Source organism: Syntrophaceticus schinkii (assembly GCF_000946815.1).
GTDB classification, from domain to species: domain Bacteria; phylum Bacillota; class DSM-12270; order Thermacetogeniales; family Thermacetogeniaceae; genus Syntrophaceticus; species Syntrophaceticus schinkii.
Genome location: NZ_CDRZ01000247.1, coordinates 1 through 23961, shown reverse-complemented (window position 1 = coordinate 23961; position 23961 = coordinate 1). Strand labels below are relative to the sequence as shown.

The following is a 23961-nucleotide window of genomic DNA, read 5'->3' as shown; positions in this document are numbered from 1 at the left end:
TTGATTTCTGTATTCCTGCTTACAATGAGGAGGATGGGATCTTTGATACTGTCGATTCCGTTCTTCATGTGCCAGGGGTAGATCAGGTAGTTGTTGTGGATGACGGGTCTCAGGATGAGACAGCTGGACAGGCCAGGCTGGCGGGTGCCCAGGTGATTAGTCTCCCCCAAAACTGCGGGAAAGGTATGGCTATAAATCAGGGGGTATCTCATCTTACTCAGCCGGTCATCGCGCTGCTGGATGGGGACCTGGGGTCAAGTGCACGCCAACTGGAACTGCTTGCTCGCCCTGTTTTAGATGGGGATGCGGATCTGACAATAGCCACCTTCCCTCCTGTAAAAAAGGCAGGCGGTTTTGGCCTGGTCAAGTGGCTTGCCACAGAAGGGATCCGCCTGCAGACCGGACTGCGCCTCAAGGCGCCGATATCCGGTCAACGCGTCATGCGCCGTGAGGTGCTGGAGGCGGTTTCACCCTTTGCTTTCGGTTACGGTGTGGAAGTGGCCATGACCATCGCCGCAGCCCGCAGCGGTTTCCGCGTCCAGGAGGTCCCCACAACAATGAGCCACCGGGTTACGGGCAGAGACTGGTCAGGTATCAGGCACCGCGCCAGGCAGTTCTGGCATGTCCTGTTGGCACTGTGCCGGTCTGCGCGGAAAGAGGTGCGTCAATGAAAATTCTGATCGCTGTAAGTTTAGGTTTTTTATTGACACTGATCACCCTTCCCCTTTTTCTAAAACTGCTAACGTGTGCAGGGGCTACCCGTCCCAATTACCGCGGGGAATCAATACCGGTAGGGATGGGGTTAATTTTTGTTTTTGTCTATATTTTAGTGGCTTTTTTGCTTGCCTATTGGGCTGCCGGGGATTTGGTTTTATTGGTGTTGTTCCTGGTGGGTGTTGTGTTCTTTGCTCTCCTTGGACTGCTCGATGATCTGTTGGGTTCCAGGGAAAACCGCGGACTGAAGGGACATTTCGGTGCCCTATTAAATGGAAAGCTAACCACAGGTGCACTCAAGGCTCTAGGGGGAGGGGCGGGGGCACTGCTTATCTCCTTTATATCGCTGCCAGGACGCCCCTGGTGGGAGATTTTGACCGCTGCTTTATTGGTGGCTCTGGCTGCCAACACCATCAATCTGGTTGACCTGCGCCCTGGCAGGGCCATCAAGGTGTTTTATCTGTGGTTTCTCATATTACTTGCAGTCTTCCAGGATAAACTGCCCCTGGTTCTAATTGCTCCCCTGGCCGGGGGGCTTCTTGCTTGTGCCCCTGCTGATCTGAAAGCCATGGCGATGCTCGGTGATACCGGGGCGAATCTTTTAGGTGCAGCTCTGGGGATGGCCAGTGTCTGGACGATGACCTTTCCTGCTCAACTGGCAGTTGTTGCATTCCTGATGCTGCTGCACTTATTTACAGAGAGGTATTCACTTACCATGATCATTGAAAAGAATCGCTTATTGCGTTTTTTGGATAACTTAGGGAGATCAAAATAGGGAGGCATCTTATGTGAAGGGACCCAACAGAATAAATGAGGAGAGATTATTTCGAGAATTTATCACACTCGCTGAGATCGATTCACCATCCTTGAAGGAGCGTGAACTGGCGGATTATTTGAAAAATCGTTTACAGGGCCTCGGCCTTACAGTTGAAGAGGATGACACAGCAGCAAAGATAGGTGGCAGTGCAGGTAATCTGCTGGCACACCTTCCCGGTGATGAGGGGCTTGCTCCTCTCCTTTTCGCCTGCCATATGGACACAGTGAATCCGGGTGAAGGGGTGGAGGTGCTTTTTGAAGACGGCGTCTTTCGGAGCAAAGGTGATACTGTTTTAGGTGGGGATGACAAAGCGGGGATAGCCTCCCTCCTGGAAGTATTAGAGATGATCCGCGAAAATGGGCAACCCCACTGCCCTCTGGAAATTCTTCTGACTGTAGGGGAGGAACACGGACTTCTGGGAAGCAAGAACTTTGACACAGGTAAACTTAGCTCAAAGATGGGTTATGTGCTTGATTCCACCGGCTCTCCCGGGGCGATCATCACCGCGGCACCCGCCCAGAATGTCTTATATATAACTGTAAAGGGTAAAGCAGCACACGCGGGATTTGAACCGGAACGGGGAGTTAATGCCATCAGAATTGCCAGTGAGGCTATCTCACGGCTTCGCATGGGAAGGATCGATGAGGAGACCACATCTAATGTCGGGATTATTGAAGGGGGCAAAGCCACCAACATCGTTCCTGATGCGGTTTTTATCCAGGGTGAGACCAGGAGTCTGGACAGAGGGAAGCTTGATGCCATCACTGAGGAGATAGTAGGAGAGTTCGAAGGGATCAAGGAGATTCCGGGGGCAAACAGCGTGATATTCGCGTTACTTTCGAGTACCCGGAATACCGGCTTGACCCTGAACAGGAAACTGTGAAATTTGCGGCTGCAGCTATTAATAGAGCGGGATTGGATTTACGGCTGGAGACCAGCGGTGGTGGGAGTGATGCCAACATTTTCAATGCCGCGGGTTTGCCGGTGGCCAATCTTGCTGTAGGGATGCAGAACGCCCATACAACAGATGAATTCCTGGATTCTCAGGACCTGATCCATATGGTCAGGATCCTTTGGGAGATGATTCAATTGAGTGCTGCGACCCTCCGCCGGGAGAGTCCACCTTACTGAGGGTAGATATCCGTGTCGCCCAGGAGACACCAGCCGAGTGTGATGTTGTGGAACAGGTGGAATCTGTTTCTTTTTATATCTGACTTCCAACATCCGGTATCAGACCTCTATTTTTAGTCAAAGGGAAGTGATTGAATTGATCTCCTGGAAAAAAGGGAAAGTGAGCCGTGTCTTAGAGGCCCTGGATCACATCCAGGAGCTGGATGTGGAGGTTGAGGGGACCCTTTGCTGTGCTTGGAATTTTCCGTTGTTGACCGGGGATGTGTCAACCGGTGATTACGTCTATCTGAATACAACAGCTGTGGAGAAAAAATTGGGCAGTGGGGGTTACCATTTTGTGATCGCCAACCTCAGCCGCATTCCCGACCCTGCTCCCGGCGACGACGGCCATATTATGAAGCTGCGCTATACACCTTACCAGGTCAAAGTCCTCAGTGTAGAGGAAGAGGCAAGTCCCTTCCATCAGCAGATCAAGGACTTTGAATCACTTGAGGGAACACCTGTCATTGTAGGGACACTGCACAGCATGCTGGCTCCTGCTGCAGCAGGGTGCCTGGCAGCAACGCAGGGCAGAGCAAGGGTAGCCTTTGTGATGACCGATGGAGCTGCACTCCCCCTTACACTGAGCAAGACTGTTCACGCCTTGAAGGAAAAAGGGATGCTTGCCGGTACAGTTTCTGCAGGGCATGCCTTCGGGGGTGATCTGGAGAGTGTTAATATTTATTCCGGACTTATTGCTGCCTATCAGGTTTTGAAGGCTGAGATAATCATTGTTACCATGGGTCCCGGTATTGTCGGTACAGGGACGAGATGGGGTACAACTGCCCTGGAGCAGGGTGAAATTATCAATGCTGTCAGTGTCCTGGGAGGGCAGCCCATTGCTGTGCCGCGGATCAGCTTTGCTGACGCACGGCCGCGCCACCGGGGGGTGAGCCACCACACTCTGACTGCTCTGGAAAGGGTTGCTCTCAGGGAGGCGATTATTGCACTGCCTGAGGTTAATACTGAGCAGCATGATCTAATTAACAAACAGCTGGAAGAATCGGGCATCCTATCACATCACCGTGTTGTGGTCAGGGATGGCAGCCCTGCCTTGAGGTACCTGGAGGGGCAGGGTATTACCGTCAAGAGTATGGGGCGGACTCCTGTTGATGACCCTGTTTTCTTTCTGGCTGCCGGGGCGGCAGGATCGGTTGCAGCAGAACTACGAAAAAAATAGAGTAGAGGGAGAGGTAAATGGAAAAGAATCTGGATGCCAGACTTAAAGAGGAATATGTATCATCAGAGGAGATCTTCAAGGGAAAGATCATCGGGGTTCAGGTGGATACTGTTCGCTTGCCTGATGGAAAGACCGCCAGGCGGGAGGTTGTCAAACACCCTGGTGCTGTGGTGATCCTTCCCCTGACAGATAACAAAGAAGTTGTGCTGGTACGGCAGTACAGGCATGCAACCGGGGAGATCCTGCTGGAGCTGCCCGCCGGTAAAAGAGATGGGGGAGAGGAACCGCTGGCTTGTGCGCGGCGGGAGCTGGAGGAGGAAACAGGCTACCAGGCACAAGAGATGCGAGTGCTCACAGCCTTTTATACATCCCCGGGTTTTTGTGATGAATTGATCTATTTGGTTATGGCTAAGGGACTATTGAAGGGAGAGGCGTGTCCGGATGACGGGGAGTTTATCGATGTGGTTACCCTGCCACTGGATGAGGCAGTCCGTATGGTTTTAGATGGAGAGATCAAGGATGCTAAAACAGGTTTGGGGATCCTTGCCTGTCGTGGTCTGGAAGAACAATGCTGAACAAGTACTTTGTAGATCTGCATGTACATATCGGACGCACTATTTCCGGGTTTCCGGTCAAGGTGACAGCGGCGCGCAGCCAGACGATACCGGGGGTCTTAAAAGAAGTAGCGGTAAATAAGGGGCTCGATATCCTGGGAATTGTGGATGCAGCCTGTCCCAGGCTCTGTGCTGAGCTGGAGGAGATGACAGTTCGCGGGGTTACCCGGGAACTGGCGGGTGGTGGTCTGCGCTACCATGATCAGCTGACACTGATCCCAGGAGCGGAAATGGAAACAACAGAGGAAAACGGCAAGTGTGCTCACTGGCTGGCCTATTTCCCTACCCTTGCTGAGCTTCGTTCCTTTTCTAATTTTTTAGCAGGGCATGTGACGAACCCCGAATTGAGTACCCAGCGCTGCCATCTTCCGGCGCGGATAATCCAGGAAGAGGTTTTGGCGCGCTCCGGTCTTTTTATGCCCGCCCATGCCTTCACACCCCATAAGGGTGTTTATGGCCAGTGTACTGACCGGATCAGTGAACTGCTGGGAGATAAAAACTTTGAGAAGATATTTGCCCTGGAACTGGGGTTGAGTGCTGACACCCTTCTGGCTGATCACCTGAGCGAGCTGGCACCACTGACCTATTTGAGCAACTCAGATGCCCATTCTCTGAAGAATCTGGGGAGGGAGTACAACCTTCTGCTGCTTGCTGAACCCAGTTTTAAGGAACTGCTTATGGCTCTCCAATCTTTGGATGGGCGCCGGGTGTTGGCCAACTATGGATTGGATCCCAGGTTGGGTAAATACCACCGCACCTTTTGTCTTTCCTGCGGCAGGATAGCAGTTGTTGATCCGCCGGTAACATCTTGCCCTACCTGTGGGGCTACTAAGATCGTTAAAGGGGTTCTGGATCGGATCCAGGAGATAGGTGATCAGAATGGAACCACCTGTTTGCAAGAGCGGCCGCCTTATCATTACCAGGTTCCTTTGCTTTTTCTGCCGGGGGTGGGACCGAAAACAGTCTCCAAGCTCTTGGAGCAGTTCGGAACTGAGATGAATGTTTTGCACTCTGTGAGCTATTCGGACCTTGTAAGAGTGGTGGGGGAAAAGATAGGCAAGGTTATCCAGGATGCACGCCAGGGGAAGCTGGTTCTTGCCGCCGGGGGCGGAGGGACTTATGGAAAAGTTGTTCGTGGAGGGGATGCGGGTGACAGGTAGCAGTGGGGTGATCACTGTAACAACTGATGCCAGCGGGGCTTATCATGCCGCCTGCAGCGGGCAGGTTGTTGTAATCGTAGATGTGATCGATATGAGCACAACACTGGAAGTCGCCATCCAGGAAGGGGCAGCCCTTGTTTTGGGGGCAAGCCTGTTAATTGCAAGGCACCGGTGCCGGTGAATCCTGCAGCAATAGGTAAATACGCCGCTGTGATGGCTGATGAACTGAAAACAGAAGTGGTGGTGATAGCGGAACCGAGGATCGGCAGAGCCGCGGAGCGTCAAGAAAGAGCAAAAGGCTTTCTGGAAGGGCTTCATGCCGCAGGGGTAAAAGAGGCGGGCATCTACCCCAACCAGGGTGCTGAGACCGCCAGGCTGGTAGACTTTAAGGATAAGATTGTGGTGGCGGTCACTGACTGTGGTGGGGCTGCCTTTGATACAGCATTTAATGCGGGTGCACCTGTACTGACTGGTACTGTGGCGCGCACCCCTGGGCGTACAGGATGGGAAAATGCGGCGAGAGCCATAGAGAGAGCGGCGGCGCTTGCAGAGGAAGAAGGGCGGGGGATCGCTCTTGTTGCTGCCAGCGGCAAGGCCCTGGATGATGTTTTGGCCACATACTATCTGTCGGAACGCCTTTTATTGCGAAGATTTTGACTGGCTTAGTAATTGGTTTATTTTTCCCCGCATAGAATCTTCTAAGAGAGGTAATTTTTACTTGCTGGGGAGGTAAGCTATGCGCTGGTCTAGAACTCCTATTGCCATCAATACTCAAAAAGGGCTGTTTATTCCTTTTGTATTGGCAGTTGGGGTTTTTTTGTGTGGGTTAGTTTTAGGGGCTATTTCCTTGCGTACCTTGAACCCTTTGGTTCAGCAGGAACTGAATCAGTATCTAACTTTTTACCTCAAGGAGGTTTCTGCCTGTGCGGGGGGCGTCTCTTTCCATTAAAGCCTGGGTTCAAACCCTCAAGATACAGGCATGTTCACTGGGCCTCCTCTGGGTGTTCGGGCTGACGATTGTAGGAAGCCCCTTGATCCTGATAGCTGTCGCTGCCAGAGGATTTATTGTGGGTTTCACTGTCGGTTTTCTGGTGCAGGAAGAGGCAGGGAAGGGGTTGATTCTGGCAATAGCCGGTGTGCTTCCCCAAAACCTCTGTTATATCCCGGCCTTTTTGGGCGCCGGGGTCCTCTCCTTATATTTTTCATTCACCCTTCTGCGCACCCAGGATGCACCCTACCGCCGCCTGGGGGTCTATACCCTGCTGTTCTTGGTCTTTTTCCTCCTGGTCCTCATCGGTTCCTGGCTGGAGGCCTATCTAGCACCAGGACTGATGCGCCTCATCCTCCCCATCCTCAAATAAGAGATCAGGGGAACGGCAGACTGTGTGAAAACCATTTTGCCTTTTTCCATCCCCCCACTTACGACCAAATTTCGGTTGTTTTTAGGGATAAGGGGCACCAATTATCCTGCTATTTCAGTTATGTCTCCTTTATGGCTGCTGAACTGGTGATTTGGGGAGTTGTCACACAGTCTGGCGGTTCTCCTGATCCACATATAGACCTGTATATACAGATTTGGTTATTTGGTGACAGTCACCAAAAACAAAAACAGAAAGTAAATTACTCAAGCCTGACCCCATCGCATTTTAAGAACAGATTGTGCATAAGTATTAAAGTAGAGGTGCCCAAAAGCTGGGTTATATTGAAATCTCTGAGGGGGCGGGAGTTTATGATGCTGATTACTATTACCAATTGGAAACGCAAGGCCGCGGTTGTTCTTAAATTTTTGTTTTTTCTGTTACTTATTGGCCTGATTATTCCGCAGTTTCTTACCTTTATTGCCGGGGGGTTGGCAGATATCAATGATAACGAATCCCATTATATGCGGGTGGAAAAGGGAAGTATCGACAAGCCTAGAGAGGAGTCCAACTTTTTGGAAAGGCTGCGGCAGTTTTACTATGGAAAGGAACCAGGATCTACGCGATGAATAAGATTGTTCCCAGTATGATAAAGAATACCCCTTTCTGGAAACAGGGAGGAGTTTTTTTTTTATATGTGGAATTCTCTTTGGAGAGGAAAATATTTACGGGGGAATGTCTCTTGTGCAATGAGTATGACGAACAGTTGAATGAATTTTTAACATTTTTACGGGTGGAACGGGGTCTTGCCAAGAACACTGTAAAGTCTTATCGCTATGATCTGGAGCAGTATGTCTCTTATTTAAAAGACAAAGGTCTGATCTTTCCTGAAGCAAACCAGGGTGTGATTTTTAGCTTTTTAGATTACCAGCGCCGGCAGAACTGCAGTGCCAGGACTAGGTCACGGAAACTGGCAGCAATTCGCAGTTTATACCGTTTCCTGTTACAGGAGGGCCAGGTGGCAGCGGACCCTACTGAAAACTTGACAACTCCTAAATTGGAGAAGAACCTGCCGCGGGTGCTGAGTGAGCAGGATATTGATCTGCTTCTTTCTCAGCCCAATCCTGGAACAGTGATCGGGCTGCGGGACAAGGCGATGCTGGAGTTATTGTACGCTTCAGGAATGCGGGTTTCGGAAATGCTTGGTTTAGATACTGAACACCTCAACCTGGACCTGGGGTTTGTTCGCTGTTTAGGGAAAGGTTCCAGGGAGCGATTGATCCCCATCGGTGAGGTGGCTTGCAGGTGTCTTAGAGAATATCTTTCCCGCAGCAGGTTAAAGTTAAGAAAGAAAAATTTCGAGAGAGCGGTTTTTTTGAACAACCACGGCAGGCGGCTGACGCGACAGGGGTTTTGGAAGATCCTTAAGGGTTACGCAGGAAAGGCTGACATTAAAAAAGAGATCACCCCACATGTGCTGCGCCACTCTTTTGCCACACACCTCCTGGAAAATGGAGCGGATTTGAGAGCGGTTCAGGAAATGCTGGGGCACGCTGATATCTCGACAACACAGATTTATACTCATTTGAGTCAAGGAAAGTTGAGGGAAGTCTATGAGAAATCACATCCCAGATCGTAAATGCGGGCGGGTTTTGATCCTGGTGATGGATGGGGTTGGAGTGGGGGAACTTCCGGATGCTGAAGATTTCGGTGATACCGGTTCCTGCACCCTGGGAAACATGGCAGAAGCAGTAGGTGGTTTGAATCTCCCCCATCTTGGCGCCCTGGGATTAGGGAATATTATCCCCTTATTGGGGGTTCCTCCTGTGGACAAGCCCCTTGCAGCCTATGGAAAGATGGCTATGCAGTCCCCAGGAAAGGACAGCACCGGCGGCCACTGGGAAATGATGGGGTTGACTCTTCAAACCCCTTTCCCTACTTATCCGAACGGTTTTCCCTCTGATGTGATCATTCCCTTTGAAGAGAGGATCGGGAGAAAAACGCTGGGAAATAAGGCTGCATCGGGAACAGAGATCATTAAGGAACTCGGCCTCGAGCATCTGGAAACAGGTTTTCCCATCGTCTATACGAGCGCTGACAGCGTTTTTCAGATAGCTGCCCATGAGAAGGTGATCCCGGTTCCTGAACTTTACCGGATCTGTAAGACAGCAAGAGAACTGCTCACTGGGCGGCATGCGGTGGGCAGGGTCATTGCGCGCCCCTTTCTCGGTGAACCGGGCAGTTTCTGGCGCACACCGCGGCGCCACGACTTTTCTCTTACCCCACCAGGCTCAACACTGTTTAATTCACTCAGTGGCAGCGGTTACCAGGTGGTAGCGGTTGGTAAGGTAAATGATATCTTTGCAGGCAGTGGGGTTACATCATCTATACCCGCTGCCGGGAACCGTGAGATATTTTTGCGTGCTGTGGATGCCTTCAAGAAGCTTGACAGAGGCCTTGTCTTTGCTACACTGGTTGATTTTGATACCCTTTACGGCCACCGCAATGATGTCAAGGGGTTTGCTAAGGCTTTGGAAGAATTTGATTCATGGCTGCCTGCTCTCCTTTCAGAACTGCGGCAGGGGGATCTTGTTGTTTTCACTGCTGATCACGGCTGTGACCCGTCAACACCCAGCACAGACCACTCCCGGGAGTATGTTCCCCTGCTGATAGCGGGGCCCGGAGTGAGGCCGTCTTTTCTGGGGGTGCGTTCAACAATGGCTGATCTAGGGGCCACACTGGCTGCACTTTTTGGTGTCGAGCAGGGGGATGGAACCCCGATACAGGGTATTTTAGAAAAGGGGAAAGTGATCACTGATTAGACATATAGTGGCAAGCAGTCAGTATACAAGGTATTTTAGAAGAGGGGAGAGGGCATGCGGGTACTTGATCTGATCATCAAAAAGAGGGATGGAGGCAGTTTAAGCTTCCAGGAGATAGATTATCTGATTCAGGGCTACGCCGGTGGGGCTATCCCTGACTACCAGATGTCCTCTTTTTTGATGGCTTGTTTTTTTGCGCGGCCTTGATTTCGCAGAAACAAGGGACTTAACCAGGGCAATGATCAAATCCGGTGATACCCTTGATCTTTCAGTGATCCCAGGGGTCAAGGTGGATAAACACAGCACCGGTGGTGTGGGCGACAAGACGACACTGATCCTGGTGCCTTTGGTGGCAGCGGCGGGTGCACCTGTTGTCAAGATGTCCGGGCGAGCACTGGGGCATACAGGGGGCACACTGGATAAATTAGAAGCCATTCCCGGATTTCGTGTGGATTTATCTTTAGAGGAAATCATTGGTGTCGCCCGGCGAACAGGTGCTGTTCTGGCAGGGCAGACTGCCAGTCTGGTACCTGCAGATAAGAAGATCTATGCACTGCGGGATGTCACAGGAACCGTGGATAGCTTGCCTCTTATTGCCAGCAGCATCATGTCCAAAAAGATCGCCGCCGGCGCGGACAGGATCGTGCTGGATGTAAAGGTGGGATCAGGTGGTTTTCTTCCCTGTGTTGACGATGCGCGGGCGCTTGGTGAATTGATGACTGCCATAGGTCGGGAGTTTGACCGCCAGACAGTGATCATCCTCAGCAGCATGGTGCAGCCCTTGGGGTGTGCTGTGGGGAATGCCCTGGAGGTAGAGGAGGCTGTAAGGACTTTGCAAGGGGAGGGACCTGCTGACTTAACTGAACTCTGCCTGGTGCTGGGAGGAGAGATGCTGGCAGCGGCCGGTATTGCGGAAACTCCACAGGTGGGTCGGGAGCGCTTGCAGGTGCTCCTGGATCAAGGAGCCGGGCTGGAAAGATTGTAGAGATATAGTCATCGCTCAGGGTGGTTCCCCTGATTTTTATTGATGATCCATCCCTTCTGCCCGCTGCCGCCCAGAAGATAGAAGTCACATCACCGGAGAGCGGTTTCATCCAGGAAGTTGATGCCAGAGAGGTGGGCTGGGTTTCACTGCTGCTCGGCGCTGGGCGGCTGTCTAAAGAAGACACCATAGATCCCACTGTAGGCATTACAATGAGGAAAAAAGCAGGAGATAGAGTTGTCGCCGGGGAAGTCCTGGCTGTGCTCCATGTGAACAGCCTTGAAAACCTGGATGAAGCCAAGCAAAGGCTGAGCCGGGCCTTTACTATCGGACGGGAACAGCCGTCACTGCCACCCCTGATCTATGATGTGATTCGCTCCAAAGCGTGACAAGGGGACGGTCCTTTTGTCACGCTTTTGAATCGGGACCAGGCTTGCTTTATTTCTTTATTTCTTTATAGATACCCGGATGCACCGGGGACCACCGGGGGCTGTTCCCCAAATGCACACATTCCCACTTCCAACCTCCCACTTCCCACTTCCCACATCTCATTTTCCAACACCTAAACTGTCCCCCTTGTACGCAGAAATGCACCAGGAACCGTCCCCAGTGCACGCGCCTCGCCCGAAAATCTTTTTCCAACGACCGACGACAAACCACTAACCACTAACCACCATTTATGGGTAGCTGTCCCAGGAGTAAGTGGATTAAACTTGCAGATACTAAGGAAAGACGATTTTTAGGGAGGTAATCGCTATGCGTCGTTGCTGTTTGATTACTAGTTTGATCACTATCACTGTTATAGCAATCTTTCTTCTACAGCTTACCCCTGTCGAGTTTGCCTGGGGTAGTGTAACTCCGGAAACGGAATCCCCTTCTGCTCTGCTCATGGAAGCTCACACCGGAAAAATCATCTACGAGAAAAACCCTCATCAACGGAGAGCTCCGGCAAGTGTGACGAAAGTAGCCACTCTCCTGGTAGCAATAGATGCACTGAAAAATGGTAAAGTGAAGTGGAATGACCGTGTTGTAACCAGCGAAGCTGCCTGGGAAATGGGGGGGTCAGGAGATCTGGCTGGAACCCGGGGAGGAAATGTCCTTCAAGGAGATGATGATCGCTATTTCAGTGGGCTCGGCCAATGATGCTTGTGTGGCAGTAGCTGAACACATCGCCGGGAGTGAAAAAGCCTTTGTGGGTCTTATGAACCAGAAGGTCAAGGATCTGGGACTAAAAAACACCCGTTTTGTTAATGCCCACGGCCTTCCTGCCAAGGGTCATTACACATCTGCCTATGATATGGCTGTGCTCTGTCGGGAGGCTGCTCAGTGCCCGGAATTCCTGGAATTGACCAGCATCAAACACTATCACAAGCTGCGTGGCGGAAAAACAAAACTGGACAATACAAACAAACTCCTCTGGTGGTACGACGGTACAGATGGTTTTAAAACCGGCTGGACAACAGAAGCAAATTACTGTCTTGCATCTACAGTAAAGCGTGATGATCTGCGGCTGATTTGCTGTGTTTTCGGTGTTCCCAAAATTGGCGGCCACTTTGAGGAGTCAATGAAACTGTATAACTGGGGTTTCGCTAACTTTGCCTTCAGGCAGTTGGTTAAGCCGGGAGAGGTGGTCGGAGAGCTTCGTGTTGGTAAAGGAACTATGGATCATGTTGGGGTTATTGCACCTGAAGGTGCCGGCATATTGATGCCAAAAGGTGAAGACAAAAAAATGAAAACAGAAATCGTACTTTTACCATTCCTCTCTGCTCCTGTGAGCCAGGGGGATCCTGTGGGCGAATTAAAGATCATCGTTGATGGTAAAACCAGTGAGAAGGTTCCCCTTGTGGCACAGAGAGATATTTCCAGGGGAAGCTTTTGGCGCCTGTTAAAAAAGAGCTTTAGATCAATAGCGAGTTAACCTGGAAGTTATAAAATCCCTTCACATGGCAGCCTTACAGGTGAGGGGATTACAGTTATTGCTGACCTGCTGAGTAATCCTGATCAAATCCCTTCACCGCAAATGAGGGGATTTTTTATGCCATAAATTAGCAGGAGTTTTCATCGCTGATGACGAATTAAATGCAAAAACAGGGGAGGTTTGATCCTTGGGCCTGGATTTAATAAAGTTGGGAAATATAATGCTAATCAAACTCTGCGGAGAATTTGACCTGGGTGCGGCGGATTACTGCCGCCAGGAGATCGATGAGAAAGTCCGGACAGAAGGAGCCAAAGATATTCTCTTTGATTTGGAGAAGGTTACTTTTATCGATAGTTCCGGATTGGGGGTTATCCTGGGCAGATACCGGAAAGCAAAGGAAAGTGGGGGGAAAGTGGCCATCTCCAACGCAAATCCCAGGATTACAAAGATCCTGGAGCTATCTGGGATTATGCGCCTTATTCCGGTATATCCTACGACATCGCAGGCCCTGAGGTTTCTTGGCAGGGGGGTGGGGTGAAATGAAAATGCGTAACCGCATGAAACTGGAATTATTGAGTTTGCCCGGGAATGTTAGGTTGGCGCGGGTTGCTGTGGCTGCCTTTGCCTCTGAGGTTGATTACAATGTCAGCGATCTTGAGGAGATCAAGGTTGCGGTATCAGAAGCGGTTTCCAATGCTATCACTCATGGTTATCAGAACGAACCGGATGGTGTGATCACTTTAACTGCAACCCTTTTTGATAATAGCTTGGAAATTGTGATCGAGGATGAGGGAAAAGGTATCGAGGACATTGAAGAAGCCCTGCAGTCCACAAGCAGTGACCCGGAAAGGATGGGCTTGGGGTTTGTTTTCATGCGCTCCTTTATGGATGAGGTAGATGTGGCCTCAGAAGCAGGGCAGGGTACAAGGGTAATACTGCGCAAAAATTTGCCCGGTGAAATTCATGCTGAAACTTAAGAGGCGGATCTAATGGGATTGCAAGACATGAGTTTGCCTCGTTTTCCTCTCCTCAAGGATGAGGAGACACAGCAGTTGCTGGAGAGATCCCGCCAGGGTGACCAAGAGGCGAGAGAAAAGCTGGTCAACTGCAATTACCGCCTGGTGTTCAATATTATCAAGCGCTTTGAGGGACGCGGTCATGATGATGAGGACCTTTTTCAGATAGGGGTTATCGGGCTGATCAAGGCAATAGACAACTTCGACCCCACTTTCAAAGTCAAGTTTTCTACTTATGCAGTACCGATGATCATCGGAGAGATCCGCCGTTTCCTGAGGATGATCATCCGGTCAAGATTACCAGGGCGATGAAGGAAAAGGCAATTCGTGTGAAGCAGTCCAGGGAGAACCTGATGCGAAAATTCGGACGGGAGCCTACTGTTGCAGAGATTGCCGAGGACTTGGGTATGGATAATGAAGATGTCGTCCTGGCCATTGAAGCAGCACAGCTCCCCATTTCTATTTTTGAAAGCGTTGGCCAGGAGGGACAAGATTCTTCTGAGCTGATCGACTACCTCTCCGATCATGAAGAAGAGACTGGGTGGTTGGAGAGGATTGATCTGACTGATGCTCTAGGGTATCTTCCGGAGCGTGAACAACAGATCATTTTAATGCGGTACTTTCAGGATAAAACCCAAACAGAAGTGGGTGAACTGATGGGATTATCACAGGTTCAGGTTTCCCGTCTGGAGCAAAGAGCGGTTAGCAAACTACGAGAATACCTGCGTTGACCCGGGTTAAATTACCCGGGTTCTTTTTTTTTTGAGTATATTTACCAGAAGGGAGGTAATAATAACAGTAAAATTTAAAAGGAGATGGCTAGTTTTGGTTGTTAAAGTAATGGATCTTGTCGGTGAATCCAATACCAGTTGGGATGATGCAGTTAAGGGAGCGGTTGAACAGGCCTCTCAAAGTGCTGGCAATATCACCGGTGTGGAAGTTGCGAACCTTACAGCCGGTGTCCGCGATGGCAAGATTTTTGAGTATAAGGCAAATGTCAGAGTTGCTTATAAAGAGTAGCCCTTAATTGGTGCATTGGGGACGCTTCCCGGCGCATTTCTGCGTGCAAGGGGGATCGACCCTGGAGCCCGCACTTCAAACTTCTGACTTCCGGTCTCTAATTTCTGTTTTTCGGATTGGTCGTTGGTAGTTTGGTGGGTAGTAATTGCTTGTTGGTCGTTGGAAAAAGGGAAAGAAAAACGGATCTAGTTACCTTAAAAGTAGATCAGAAGAACCGCCCTCTGTCTGATGGCTGGCGACTAGGTGTTGGTTTTTGGAACAAAAGAGATCAAGAGAACCGTCCCTCTGATCTCCTCCTGATCCCTGATCCGCTTTTCAGGAGGTGAGCAAACTGATGAAAGGGAATGTGGAGCAGCAGCAAGAGCAAGAAGGGCGGCAGGAAGAGTACAGGCTGTTGGTAGATGAGATCAAGCCAAAGCATAATATTGTTAAAAACTGTTTTTACTCTTTTTTGGTGGGGGGGGACGATCTGTCTTATCGGGCAGTTGTTCATGACCCTTTATCTGGCACAGGGCTTCGGAGAAATTGATGCTGCTGCAATTACAGTGGGGAGCATGGTTGTATTGGGGGCGTTTTTAACAGGTATTGGTGTGTATGATGAAATCGGTAGAATCGGTGGCGCGGGTTCTATTGTCCCCATTACCGGGTTTGCTAACTCCATTGTGGCACCTGCTATGGATCATAAAAGGGAGGGCTTTGTTTTCGGGGTGGGAGCGAGGCTTTTCACCGTCGCCGGGCCTGTGCTTGTCTATGGAACGCTCATTTCCAGTATCATCGGAATCATCTATTTTTTGTTGCAATAGGGTGATCGTAATGGGAAAAAAGTGTGGACAGCAGTCTATTAATTTTTCTCAACCGCCTGTAATCACCTCTGGGGCGAATATAGTTGGACCCGAGGAAGGCGAAGGGCCATTGGCCTCGGGCTTTGACTGGATTCTTGATGATCCGCTTTTTGGTGAGAAATCCTGGGAGATGGCCGAATGCAAGATGTTAGAGGAGAGCGCTAAGCTGGCTCTGCAGAAGATAGCGTTGCAGACTCAGGATGTTGACTTCTTTTTAGCCGGTGATCTGCTAAACCAGATTATTAGTTCCAACTATGCCGCACGTGGATTGGAAATCCCTTTTTTCGGCTTGTACGGTGCCTGTTCTACTTTTGTAGAGGCCCTTCTTCTGGGAAGCATACTGATAGATGGAGGATTTGCGCAACGTGTTCTCCTGAGCTCATCCAGCCACCATCTCAGCGCGGAGAGACAGTTTCGCCATCCGGTGGAACAGGGGGTACAGCGGTTGGCTACTGCCCAGTGGACGACTACTGCAAGTGGGGCATTAGTTCTGGAGATGCAGGGGGAAGGGCCGCGCGTGAACAGGGGGACCGTTGGGAAAGTGGTGGATATGGGAGTTTCAGATGTACATAACATGGGGGCGGCGATGGCCCCGGCAGCGGCGGACACTATTTTGACGCATTTTCAAGATACTGAAACGAATTCTGATTCCTATGATCTAATTGTGACCGGGGATCTGGGCAGTGTAGGACAGGCAGCATTGGTGGATTTGCTTAAACAGCGTGGGTTAGATCTTGAAGAAAAACTGCAGGACTGTGGGCTCTTGATCTATGACACCGGCAAGCAGGATATGCATGCCGGCGGCAGCGGCTGTGGCTGTGCGGCAGCAGTTTTTACAGGCTTGTTGTTACAAAAACTCAGGGAAAAGCAGTATCAAAATCTTCTCCTTGTTGCTACCGGTGCCCTGATGAGCCCGATCATTTCCCAGCAGGGGGAATCAATTCCCGCTATTGCGCATGCTGTCGCGGTTACCGGTTAGAGCTGGCCGCCTGGATAATGAAGCTTCGCCTTCCCTGCTTCAGTTGCAATTTCCGCAGGTTAAGGGGGTGGGGTTGCGCTGTTTGTATTCTTTTCTACCGTGTTTCTGAAAGGGGGGTGGACTCGCTGAGCTTTTTGATAGCTTTTATTGTAGGTGGCCTCATCTGTGTGATCGGCCAACTCTGGATGGATCTGACAAGGTCATCCATAACACCCGCACATATACTTGTCGGTTTTGTCACTGCGGGAGCAATTTTAAGTGCCTTTGGTCTCTATCAGCCCCTGGTGGATTTTGCAGGGGCGGGAGCAACCATACCGTTATCCGGGTTTGGGCACACTCTTGCCCAGGGAGCCATCCGCGCTGTCCAACAGAAAGGCCTCCTGGGTGCTTTTACCGGAGGGGTAGAGGCTACAGCTGTTGGTATTGCTACAGCGGTGATTTTTGGCTATGTTACCGCGGTGCTCTTTAACCCACGCAGTTAGTTGCTGACTCGTGGTTTTTAAACGGGACCACTTCAGGCTTTTCAAATACGGATTATTGGGCATAATACCGATTAGCAATGAGAAATAAGTTGTGGAACAAAGGTTGGATGATATGGTCAAAATAGGAATTCCCCGTGCTTTATTTTATTATTACTACTACCCGCTCTGGCGGGCATTTTTTAACAGTATGGGTTTAGAGGCGGTTCTATCTCCGGAGACCAACAAAGCCATTTTAGACAATGGAATTGAGACTACTTTGAGTGAGGCCTGTCTGCCGGTCAAGGTGTTTTTTGGACATGTGACAGCTATTGCAGATCAGGTGGACTATCTTTTTGTGCCGCGGATCACGCGAGTTGAACCAAAGGCTTACATCTGCCCCAAGTTTATGGGGCTTCCCGATATGCTCAGGGCGCGCCTGAACAACCTGCCTGTCCTGGTCGATACTGTTGTGGATGCAGGCATAAACGGGGATTCTATCCAGTGCTGGGAGGATTGTTTCCGAGAAGTCGGAAGCATTTTTATCCAGAGATAAACAGTTGGTGGATAGCTCCATTAAGGTAGCCTTACAGGCACAAAACCGGTTCAGAGAGCGGTTGACTGCAGGGATGCTGCTACCGCAGGCTTTAGAAGATATTGATGTGTCTGATGTATCTGAGGTAGCAGCTGCTTCACAACCAGATCAAATGTTAAAGATAGGACTGCTCGGACATCCGTATAACCTCTATGACCCTTATATCAGCATGAATCTGATCAAAAAGCTGTATGGCCTGGGGGTCTCTGTGGTGACACCCGAATCCTTAACCGATCATGAAATCGAGGAAAAGTCCAATAAGCTTCCAAAAAGGCTGTTTTGGACACTGGGTAAAAGGATGATCGGTTCTGCTCTCAACTTTTATCAGAACAGGCGGTTGGATGGCTTGATCTATCTGACCTCCTTCGGCTGCGGGCCTGAAGCCCTGATTGAGGAGATGGTAGCCAGGTGGGCTAAACAGCGGGATGATCTTCCCCTCATGATGCTTACCATTGACGAGCATACGGGAGAGGCGGGTATGCTTACCCGTCTGGAGGCGTTTACAGAAATGATCAAACGGAGGCAAAAGGCATGAGAATTACATATCCCCATATGGGGCATCTTTATATAGTGATCAGGGCGCTTCTGACAGGCCTCGGCTTGGATGTAGTTTTGCCACCGCCTACCTCCAGGCGGACAGTGGAATTGGGGGTGAGGCATTCACCTGAGTTTGCCTGTTTTCCCTTTAAATTAAATATGGGAAACTACCTGGAAGCAAAGGAAATGGGTGCAGATACCATTTTAATGGCCGGTGGTGTAGGCCCCTGCCGTTTCGGTTACTATGCCCAGGTGCAGCAGCAGATCCTAAGTGATCTCGGTATCGAAATGGAAATGGTTGTGTTGGAGCCGCCTGATGTCAGTTTCCGTGAAGTAAAGGATAAGATCCGCTATCTGATCGGGGATCTTTCCTGGTGGCAGATGATCAAAGCGGTCAGATTTGCCTGGTGCAAGGCTAGAGCAGTTGACACCATAGAAGAAAAACTGCTTCATCTTCGCCCCCGGGTCACTGAGCCGCAAAAGCTGGAAAGTTATTTCAGGGAGGCCCTACAGGAGATCGATGGTGCTGATAACCGCAAGAAAGTACAGCAGGTGGTTCGGGGCTTCTTAATACGAGCTGAAACGATGCCCCAGCATTCCAGGGAACCCCTGCGTGTCGGTTTGGTGGGTGAGATCTTTACTGTGCTCGAACCCTTTGCCAATTATGACATCGAGAAACGCCTGGGTCTTTTAGGTGTGGAAGTAACCAGAAGCATCTGGTTGAGTGCCTGGATCAATGAGCATCTGTTGGGAGGTCTGTTGCGGATAAGGCATGAATGCGTTCACGACAAGCAGCTGGCTGCCCCTTATTTGAATTCCGTTTGTGGGGGGGCACGGTAAGGAGACGGTGGGGGTGTACTGTTGGTTTTGCTCAGCGGAACTATGATGGTGTGATTCAGCTGGCACCCTTAACTTGTATGCCGGAGATCGTCGCCCATTCAGTTTTTCCTGCTATTTCTAAGGATTATGATATGCCCCTGCTCACCTTTTACCTGGATGAGCTCTCAGGGGAGGCCGGGATTCAGACGAGGCTGGAGGCATTTATCGATCTCATCGCTGCTTATAGTCGAAACAAGGAAGGTGTGTTATAAGGTGGACTTATTTTTGGGAATCGATGTTGGATCGGTCAGTACAAATCTAGTTTTAATTGACCCCGAGGGAGAACTTTACTTATCACCTCTTTACCTGCGCACTCAAGGACAGCCCATAGCTGTTGTGCAGCAGGGGTTGGCCTTGATGGAGGAGCGTCTGTCATCAGCTGACCGCATTTGTGGTGCCGGAACCACAGGAAGTGCGCGCTCCCTTGCGGGGGTCCTCATAGGAGCAGATATTGTGAAGAACGAAATCACCTCCCATGCTGTGGCTGCACTGCGTGAGGTTCCCGGAGTGCGAACAGTTATCGAGATCGGGGGGCAGGACTCGAAGATCATCATCTTGAGAAACGGGATTGTGGTTGATTTCGCCATGAACACAGTTTGTGCCGCTGGAACCGGTTCTTTTTTGGACCAGCAGGCCAATCGCCTCAATCTGTCCATCGAAGACTTTGGGGATATCGCCCTGGAGGCTAAAAACCCTGTGCGCATAGCTGGGCGCTGTACTGTTTTTGCCGAATCAGATATGATTCACAAACAGCAGATGGGATATGCACTATCAGATATTGTTGCCGGCCTCTGTGAGGCCTTGGTGCGCAACTATCTCAATAATATCGGTAAAGGGATGGACATCAATCCGCCTGTAGTCTTTCAGGGTGGTGTTGCTGCTAATGCCGGTATACGGGCGGCTTTTGAAGATGCCCTGCAGACTGAGATCATCATTCCCCGGCACTTCAATGTTATGGGGGCCTTTGGAGCGGCTCTGCTGGCTCGTGACCATATAGTTGAAAATGGTGGCAAAACGAGGTTTCGCGGCTTTGGTGTCACAGCTGTAGATTTTCAGAACAGCAGCTTTATCTGTCCGAAGTGCCCAAATGCCTGCGAGATCATCGAAATCAAACAGGATCAGGACCTCCTTGCCAGGTGGGGTGACCGCTGCGGCCGCTGGGAGGTGACAGGTGACAGGGGGACGCAGGTGACAGGGGGACGGGGGTCATGTCATCTAAGATGACATGACCCCGTCCCCCCTGTCACCCCCCATGTCACCCAAGATATTTCTTGACAAAATGCAGTTCTCTGTTTAAGATGGGTTTTAATTAAATATTTTTTGCAGAGGAGAGATGAGTTGAGATGAGTCTGAGAAGAGTCGTGCTAGATGAGCGCGAGATCCCACAGGTATGGTATAATCTGCAGGCAGACCTGCCTGTACCACTGCCACCCCCCTTACATCCCCGTTCACCCGTAACCCACTTACGAGCCAGGTGACCTTGCTGCTATCTTTCCGGCTGATCTGATTGCCCAGGAGATGACTCAGGAGCGCTATATCGATATCCCTGGTGAAGTGATGGATATCTACCGCTCCTGGAGACCCACACCCCTTTATCGTGCCCTGAAATTGGAAGAAGAGTTAAAGACAACTGCACAGATCTACTACAAATATGAGGGTACCAGTCCTGCCGGAAGCCATAAGCTGAACACTGCTGTGCCGCAAGCTTATTACAATAAGAAGGCCGGTATCAAACGCCTGACAACGGAAACAGGCGCCGGGCAGTGGGGGAGTGCTCTTGGTATCGCCTGTCAATTTTTCGGCTTGGAGTGCAAGGTCTACATGGTGCGTGTCAGCTACAATCAAAAGCCATATAGAAGATCTTTTATGGAGGCTTACGGTGCTCAGGTTATATCCAGTCCCAGCCAGGAAACCGAGGCCGGGAGAAGGGTTCTGGCAGAACAGCCTGATACTCCGGGTACCCTGGGAACTGCCATCAGTGAGGCTGTTGAGGAGGCTGTCCAATGCCCGGATACAAACTATTCCCTGGGCAGTGTGTTAAACCATGTCTTGCTACACCAATCGGTGGTCGGGCAGGAAGCCAAAGCACAGATGGAGAAGGTGGGGGGCCTCCCGGACATAGTCATCGGCTGCCATGGGGGAGGAAGCAATTTCGGAGGCCTGATAGCTCCTTTTGTCCGGGATAAGTTTGAGGGGAAAGCGATGCGTATTATAGCTGTTGAGCCCTTATCATGTCCTACACTCACCAATGGGGAGTACAGATACGATTACTGTGATACCGCCGGTTTAACACCTTTATTAAAAATGTATACACTGGGGCACCAGTTTACACCTCCAGGAATCCACGCCGGCGGACTGCGTTATCACGGAGCATCACCCATTATCAGCAGTTTGCACAACAACAGGGTGATCGAGGCACAGGCATATCCTCAAACAGATGTTTTTCAAAGCGCGATCACCTTCGCCAGGAGTGAAGGAATTCTCCCTGCTCCCGAATCTGCTCACGCTATTCATGCAGCAATAGTGGAGGCATTACAAGCACGGGATGCGGGGGAAGAAAAAGTTATCCTCTTCGGCTTGAGCGGCCATGGCCACTTCGACATGTCCGCCTACGAAGATTATCTAGCAAAGAGGCTGAATAACTGCTAACGAAACAAAGGGGGCAGGGATTTGTTAACGAAACAAGGGTGACAGGGGACTCAAGACAGATTACGGGCTGCCTGATGCCAGGCAGCCCGGTTCTTATGGTACTTTAACTGTATACGGATCTGGCCATTTGGTGACAATCGCAGATAGTACCTGGACGGGAAACTTGTATAGACAAATCTAGCTAAATGGTAACAGTAACCTGAATCACCAAATTGTCCCCCTTGCATCTTGCACGTGACAGAAATGCACCAGGAACCGTCCCCCTTGCACGCGCATATCCCGGTGAGACGCGAGGGTGAGACGCGAGAACCGTCCCCGCGTCTCACCCAGAACTGACGCATAGCCTCTAACTACTATGCCCGACAAGGTTTCCAGAGACTAGAAGAAATATTTTATCGAAAAAGGAACTGGACAGCGGTAATTAATTATGAGACAATAGTGTGGGTTATTATCAAAGGGGGCCTGCACTATGACAAAACAATACGACAACCAAGTCTTGGTAAGCGGCAGATATTTCACCGAACAGGAACTGCAAGATGTTAAGGAAATAATACGCATGTTTCCGAAACTAAGCCTTACCGAGCTAGCAAATACGGTCTGTGAGAACTTAGATTGGGTAACACCGAATGGTCGGAACAAGACAGCTTCATGCCTACAGCTTTTAAAGAAACTTGAAGAAAAGGGGTCAATTACCCTACCAGCCAAACAAGAAGATAAGATTCACGACAACCGGGATCGGATTGAGTTTGGGGTACACACGAGGCCTGCTCAGTTGATAGAGGGAAGCGTGAGCGATTTTGAGCCCATCGGGTTAGAACTGGTAAGAAGTCGAGACGGCATTAGATTATGGAACGAATATGTTCATCGTTACCATACCCTAGGCTACAAGCGACCCTTTGGTGCCCATCAGCGCTACTTCATCACCACAGGGACAAGAGAAAACCATTGGGATGTCTTTTATTTGCGGCAGCAGCCTGGGCGTTGACAGCACGTGACGAATGGATTGGCTGGACCCAGATAGACCGCAGCCTGCGATTAAACCTAGTCGTAAACAACACCCGTTTTCTGATCTTTCCCTGGGTCTGCGTAAAAAACCTGGCCAGCAAATCCTTATCCTTAGCGGCAAAGCGAATCAGGAGCGACTGGCAGAAGCGATACGGTTACAGCCCGGTATTATTGGAAACTTTCGTTAATCCAAAGAAATACCGGGGCACCTGTTACCAGGCAGCAAACTGGATCTACCTTGGGAAGACCGCTGGGCGCGGCCGGATGGACCGTCATACAAAAAGGTTGCTCACCCCCAAGGATATCTATGTCTATCCCTTGGCAGCCGATTTCCGCTCCCAACTAAAGGGGGAGACGGCTCATGAGTAAACCCGTCCATCCAACACAGATCCGTCCAACACGCCAGGAGCGGAGAAGAAAACAACGAGATCTCAGGGAAGAACAAAAAAGACAGGGGAGGCAATATCCTCCCACCTTCACGCTTCCTAACCGCAAAAGCAATATAAAACAGAGGATGAAGAACAAGAAGATATTCAGCAAAGAACTGAAAAGATACTAGACGTATACAGGCAACTGCTGCCTGGGCTGCTTCATAAATTAGCAAGAATACCTGATCCGCGGAGTCCAAAGAAAGTTAAGCATCAAATGACAATAATGATGATCTATGGAATTCTGATGTTTGTGTTTCAAATGCCCTCTAGGCGAGAAACGAATCAGGAGATGACCGGACCGCGGTTACTTAAACACCTGCAAGCAGTTTTTCCGGAATTAACAGACATGCCGCACCAGGATACCCTGTGTCGCTTATTGGAAAAGATGGATGTAGACCAAATCGAAATTGCTTACATCGACATGTTAAGGCATTTGATCTACAAGAAAAAAATTTAAAAACCTGCTGCATCAAAAACGTTACCTTGTGGCAGTAGACGGAACACAAAAATACGTGATGGACCAATGCTGGGATGAATGTTATCCCCACCGCAGGGTTCAAGGCAAAGATGGTGAACACCATCAGTATTACGCCTATGTTCTAGAAGCAGTTTTAATCCTCTCCAACGGCATGGTTTTACCGCTGATGAGTGAGTTCTTGGAAAACGATACAGAACTAGAGAAAATAGAAAGTGATGAAAGAGTGGAAACAGGACTGCGAGTTAAAGGCGTTTTATCGCTTGGCTACACAGCTTAAAAAAGAATTCCCAAGGCTGCGGCTTACACTACTTCTTAGATGGGCTGTATGCGAATGGGC

Annotated in this window: 38 protein-coding genes and 1 pseudogene; all 39 read left to right on the top strand. The window is 50.2% G+C overall.

The features are described 5' to 3' along the window. Nucleotides 1-671 (top strand): glycosyltransferase family 2 protein (locus tag SSCH_RS10575; protein ID WP_084711100.1); only part of this gene is annotated, 671 nt, incomplete at its 5' end. Further along, nucleotides 668-1489: a hypothetical protein gene (locus tag SSCH_RS10570; protein WP_044665425.1), complete on the top strand. Its 822-nt coding sequence runs from the start codon at nt 668-670 to the stop codon at nt 1487-1489. The genes SSCH_RS10575 and SSCH_RS10570, both read left to right, overlap by 4 nt. 13 nt (nt 1490-1502) lie before the next feature. Beyond that, nucleotides 1503-2414 (top strand): M20/M25/M40 family metallo-hydrolase, encoded by a 912-nt coding sequence (locus SSCH_RS10565; protein ID WP_052835568.1) that lies wholly within the window; start codon nt 1503-1505, stop codon nt 2412-2414. Then, complete coding sequence (locus SSCH_RS19350) at nt 2411-2662, top strand: M20/M25/M40 family metallo-hydrolase (RefSeq protein ID WP_052835567.1); 252 nt, start codon at nt 2411-2413, stop codon at nt 2660-2662. The genes SSCH_RS10565 and SSCH_RS19350 overlap by 4 nt, the downstream gene beginning before the upstream one ends. A 127-nt stretch (nt 2663-2789) precedes the next feature. After that, nucleotides 2790-3881 carry a DUF3866 family protein gene (locus SSCH_RS10560; protein WP_232294362.1) on the top strand — a complete coding sequence of 364 codons (1092 nt, stop codon included), beginning with the start codon at nt 2790-2792 and terminating at the stop codon, nt 3879-3881. 17 nt (nt 3882-3898) lie between these two features. Beyond that, nucleotides 3899-4456 carry an NUDIX domain-containing protein gene (locus SSCH_RS10555; protein ID WP_044665423.1) on the top strand — a complete coding sequence of 186 codons (558 nt, stop codon included), beginning with the start codon at nt 3899-3901 and terminating at the stop codon, nt 4454-4456. Further along, a complete protein-coding gene (locus tag SSCH_RS10550; protein WP_044665422.1) occupies nt 4450-5655 on the top strand; it encodes an endonuclease Q family protein in 1206 nt (401 codons plus the stop codon). The genes SSCH_RS10555 and SSCH_RS10550 overlap by 7 nt, the downstream gene beginning before the upstream one ends. Beyond that, a complete protein-coding gene (locus SSCH_RS19345) occupies nt 5645-5836 on the top strand; it encodes a hypothetical protein (protein ID WP_198142388.1) in 192 nt (63 codons plus the stop codon). The genes SSCH_RS10550 and SSCH_RS19345 overlap by 11 nt, the downstream gene beginning before the upstream one ends. After that, complete coding sequence (locus SSCH_RS10545; protein WP_198142387.1) at nt 5833-6312, top strand: hypothetical protein; 480 nt, start codon at nt 5833-5835, stop codon at nt 6310-6312. Before SSCH_RS19345 ends, SSCH_RS10545 begins: the two co-directional genes overlap by 4 nt. A 79-nt stretch (nt 6313-6391) precedes the next feature. Beyond that, nucleotides 6392-6604 carry a hypothetical protein gene (locus SSCH_RS10540; RefSeq protein WP_044665421.1) on the top strand — a complete coding sequence of 71 codons (213 nt, stop codon included), beginning with the start codon at nt 6392-6394 and terminating at the stop codon, nt 6602-6604. Then, nucleotides 6579-7016 (top strand): stage II sporulation protein M, encoded by a 438-nt coding sequence (spoIIM, locus tag SSCH_RS10535; protein WP_044665420.1) that lies wholly within the window; start codon nt 6579-6581, stop codon nt 7014-7016. Before SSCH_RS10540 ends, spoIIM begins: the two co-directional genes overlap by 26 nt. 368 nt (nt 7017-7384) lie before the next feature. After that, nucleotides 7385-7642 (top strand): hypothetical protein, encoded by a 258-nt coding sequence (locus SSCH_RS18345; RefSeq protein WP_156972240.1) that lies wholly within the window; start codon nt 7385-7387, stop codon nt 7640-7642. Beyond that, a complete protein-coding gene (gene xerD / locus SSCH_RS10525) occupies nt 7639-8652 on the top strand; it encodes a site-specific tyrosine recombinase XerD (protein WP_232294361.1) in 1014 nt (337 codons plus the stop codon). The genes SSCH_RS18345 and xerD overlap by 4 nt, the downstream gene beginning before the upstream one ends. After that, the gene (locus SSCH_RS10520) at nt 8627-9835 is read left to right on the top strand and encodes a phosphopentomutase (RefSeq protein WP_044665418.1); all 1209 of its coding nucleotides are present in this window, start codon (nt 8627-8629) and stop codon (nt 9833-9835) included. The genes xerD and SSCH_RS10520 overlap by 26 nt, the downstream gene beginning before the upstream one ends. Before the next feature lie 54 nt (nt 9836-9889). Next, on the top strand, nt 9890-10042 hold the full coding sequence (locus SSCH_RS22465) for a hypothetical protein (RefSeq protein ID WP_232294360.1): 153 nt from the start codon (nt 9890-9892) through the stop codon (nt 10040-10042). Further along, the gene (locus SSCH_RS22460; protein WP_232294359.1) at nt 10029-10820 is read left to right on the top strand and encodes a thymidine phosphorylase; all 792 of its coding nucleotides are present in this window, start codon (nt 10029-10031) and stop codon (nt 10818-10820) included. Before SSCH_RS22465 ends, SSCH_RS22460 begins: the two co-directional genes overlap by 14 nt. A gap of 20 nt (nt 10821-10840) precedes the next feature. Next, on the top strand, nt 10841-11206 hold the full coding sequence (locus SSCH_RS22455; RefSeq protein WP_232294358.1) for a hypothetical protein: 366 nt from the start codon (nt 10841-10843) through the stop codon (nt 11204-11206). Nucleotides 11207-11573: 367 nt separating this feature from the next. Beyond that, a pseudogene (locus SSCH_RS21455) lies at nt 11574-12291 on the top strand (D-alanyl-D-alanine carboxypeptidase family protein); the annotation flags it as partial. A gap of 90 nt (nt 12292-12381) precedes the next feature. Then, a complete protein-coding gene (locus SSCH_RS21450) occupies nt 12382-12735 on the top strand; it encodes a hypothetical protein (RefSeq protein WP_332306930.1) in 354 nt (117 codons plus the stop codon). 208 nt (nt 12736-12943) lie between these two features. Further along, nucleotides 12944-13273, top strand: a complete 330-nt coding sequence (locus SSCH_RS10505; protein ID WP_156972239.1) for an STAS domain-containing protein — start codon at nt 12944-12946, stop codon at nt 13271-13273. A gap of 1 nt (nt 13274) precedes the next feature. After that, nucleotides 13275-13712, top strand: a complete 438-nt coding sequence (gene spoIIAB / locus SSCH_RS10500; protein ID WP_044665416.1) for an anti-sigma F factor — start codon at nt 13275-13277, stop codon at nt 13710-13712. 12 nt (nt 13713-13724) lie between these two features. Next, nucleotides 13725-14063 carry a sigma-70 family RNA polymerase sigma factor gene (locus SSCH_RS22450; RefSeq protein ID WP_232294357.1) on the top strand — a complete coding sequence of 113 codons (339 nt, stop codon included), beginning with the start codon at nt 13725-13727 and terminating at the stop codon, nt 14061-14063. After that, complete coding sequence (locus SSCH_RS22445; protein WP_232294356.1) at nt 14060-14482, top strand: sigma-70 family RNA polymerase sigma factor; 423 nt, start codon at nt 14060-14062, stop codon at nt 14480-14482. The genes SSCH_RS22450 and SSCH_RS22445 overlap by 4 nt, the downstream gene beginning before the upstream one ends. Before the next feature lie 94 nt (nt 14483-14576). Next, on the top strand, nt 14577-14771 hold the full coding sequence (locus SSCH_RS10490) for a dodecin family protein (protein ID WP_198142384.1): 195 nt from the start codon (nt 14577-14579) through the stop codon (nt 14769-14771). 334 nt (nt 14772-15105) lie between these two features. Beyond that, nucleotides 15106-15300 carry a hypothetical protein gene (locus tag SSCH_RS22440; protein ID WP_332306929.1) on the top strand — a complete coding sequence of 65 codons (195 nt, stop codon included), beginning with the start codon at nt 15106-15108 and terminating at the stop codon, nt 15298-15300. Beyond that, on the top strand, nt 15263-15574 hold the full coding sequence (locus tag SSCH_RS10485; RefSeq protein ID WP_332306928.1) for a SpoVA/SpoVAEb family sporulation membrane protein: 312 nt from the start codon (nt 15263-15265) through the stop codon (nt 15572-15574). Before SSCH_RS22440 ends, SSCH_RS10485 begins: the two co-directional genes overlap by 38 nt. Before the next feature lie 10 nt (nt 15575-15584). Beyond that, on the top strand, nt 15585-16592 hold the full coding sequence (gene spoVAD, locus SSCH_RS10480; RefSeq protein WP_044665415.1) for a stage V sporulation protein AD: 1008 nt from the start codon (nt 15585-15587) through the stop codon (nt 16590-16592). Nucleotides 16593-16717: 125 nt separating this feature from the next. Beyond that, the gene (gene spoVAE, locus SSCH_RS10475) at nt 16718-17074 is read left to right on the top strand and encodes a stage V sporulation protein AE (protein WP_044665426.1); all 357 of its coding nucleotides are present in this window, start codon (nt 16718-16720) and stop codon (nt 17072-17074) included. Between the two features lie 91 nt (nt 17075-17165). Then, on the top strand, nt 17166-17606 hold the full coding sequence (locus SSCH_RS21095) for an acyl-CoA dehydratase activase-related protein (RefSeq protein WP_052835566.1): 441 nt from the start codon (nt 17166-17168) through the stop codon (nt 17604-17606). A gap of 7 nt (nt 17607-17613) precedes the next feature. After that, the gene (locus SSCH_RS21090; protein WP_269746186.1) at nt 17614-18180 is read left to right on the top strand and encodes an acyl-CoA dehydratase activase-related protein; all 567 of its coding nucleotides are present in this window, start codon (nt 17614-17616) and stop codon (nt 18178-18180) included. Beyond that, nucleotides 18177-19022 carry an acyl-CoA dehydratase activase-related protein gene (locus tag SSCH_RS10465; RefSeq protein WP_232294355.1) on the top strand — a complete coding sequence of 282 codons (846 nt, stop codon included), beginning with the start codon at nt 18177-18179 and terminating at the stop codon, nt 19020-19022. The genes SSCH_RS21090 and SSCH_RS10465 overlap by 4 nt, the downstream gene beginning before the upstream one ends. After that, nucleotides 19004-19273 carry a hypothetical protein gene (locus tag SSCH_RS20305; RefSeq protein ID WP_232294354.1) on the top strand — a complete coding sequence of 90 codons (270 nt, stop codon included), beginning with the start codon at nt 19004-19006 and terminating at the stop codon, nt 19271-19273. Before SSCH_RS10465 ends, SSCH_RS20305 begins: the two co-directional genes overlap by 19 nt. Nucleotide 19274: 1 nt before the next feature. Continuing rightward, on the top strand, nt 19275-20285 hold the full coding sequence (locus SSCH_RS10460) for an acyl-CoA dehydratase activase (protein ID WP_044665414.1): 1011 nt from the start codon (nt 19275-19277) through the stop codon (nt 20283-20285). Between the two features lie 294 nt (nt 20286-20579). Further along, on the top strand, nt 20580-21710 hold the full coding sequence (locus SSCH_RS10455; RefSeq protein ID WP_232294353.1) for a TrpB-like pyridoxal phosphate-dependent enzyme: 1131 nt from the start codon (nt 20580-20582) through the stop codon (nt 21708-21710). Between the two features lie 469 nt (nt 21711-22179). Further along, nucleotides 22180-22695, top strand: coding sequence for a Druantia anti-phage system protein DruA (locus tag SSCH_RS19335; protein ID WP_052835564.1), 516 nt, complete (start codon nt 22180-22182; stop codon nt 22693-22695). Further along, complete coding sequence (locus SSCH_RS19330) at nt 22692-23084, top strand: Druantia anti-phage system protein DruA (RefSeq protein WP_052835563.1); 393 nt, start codon at nt 22692-22694, stop codon at nt 23082-23084. The genes SSCH_RS19335 and SSCH_RS19330 overlap by 4 nt, the downstream gene beginning before the upstream one ends. Next, the gene (locus SSCH_RS10445; protein ID WP_044665413.1) at nt 23077-23274 is read left to right on the top strand and encodes a hypothetical protein; all 198 of its coding nucleotides are present in this window, start codon (nt 23077-23079) and stop codon (nt 23272-23274) included. Before SSCH_RS19330 ends, SSCH_RS10445 begins: the two co-directional genes overlap by 8 nt. Then, nucleotides 23247-23603 (top strand): transposase family protein, encoded by a 357-nt coding sequence (locus SSCH_RS10440; protein ID WP_084711094.1) that lies wholly within the window; start codon nt 23247-23249, stop codon nt 23601-23603. Before SSCH_RS10445 ends, SSCH_RS10440 begins: the two co-directional genes overlap by 28 nt. Before the next feature lie 58 nt (nt 23604-23661). After that, nucleotides 23662-23901 carry a hypothetical protein gene (locus SSCH_RS10435; protein ID WP_044665411.1) on the top strand — a complete coding sequence of 80 codons (240 nt, stop codon included), beginning with the start codon at nt 23662-23664 and terminating at the stop codon, nt 23899-23901. Nucleotides 23902-23961 lie beyond the last annotated feature (60 nt).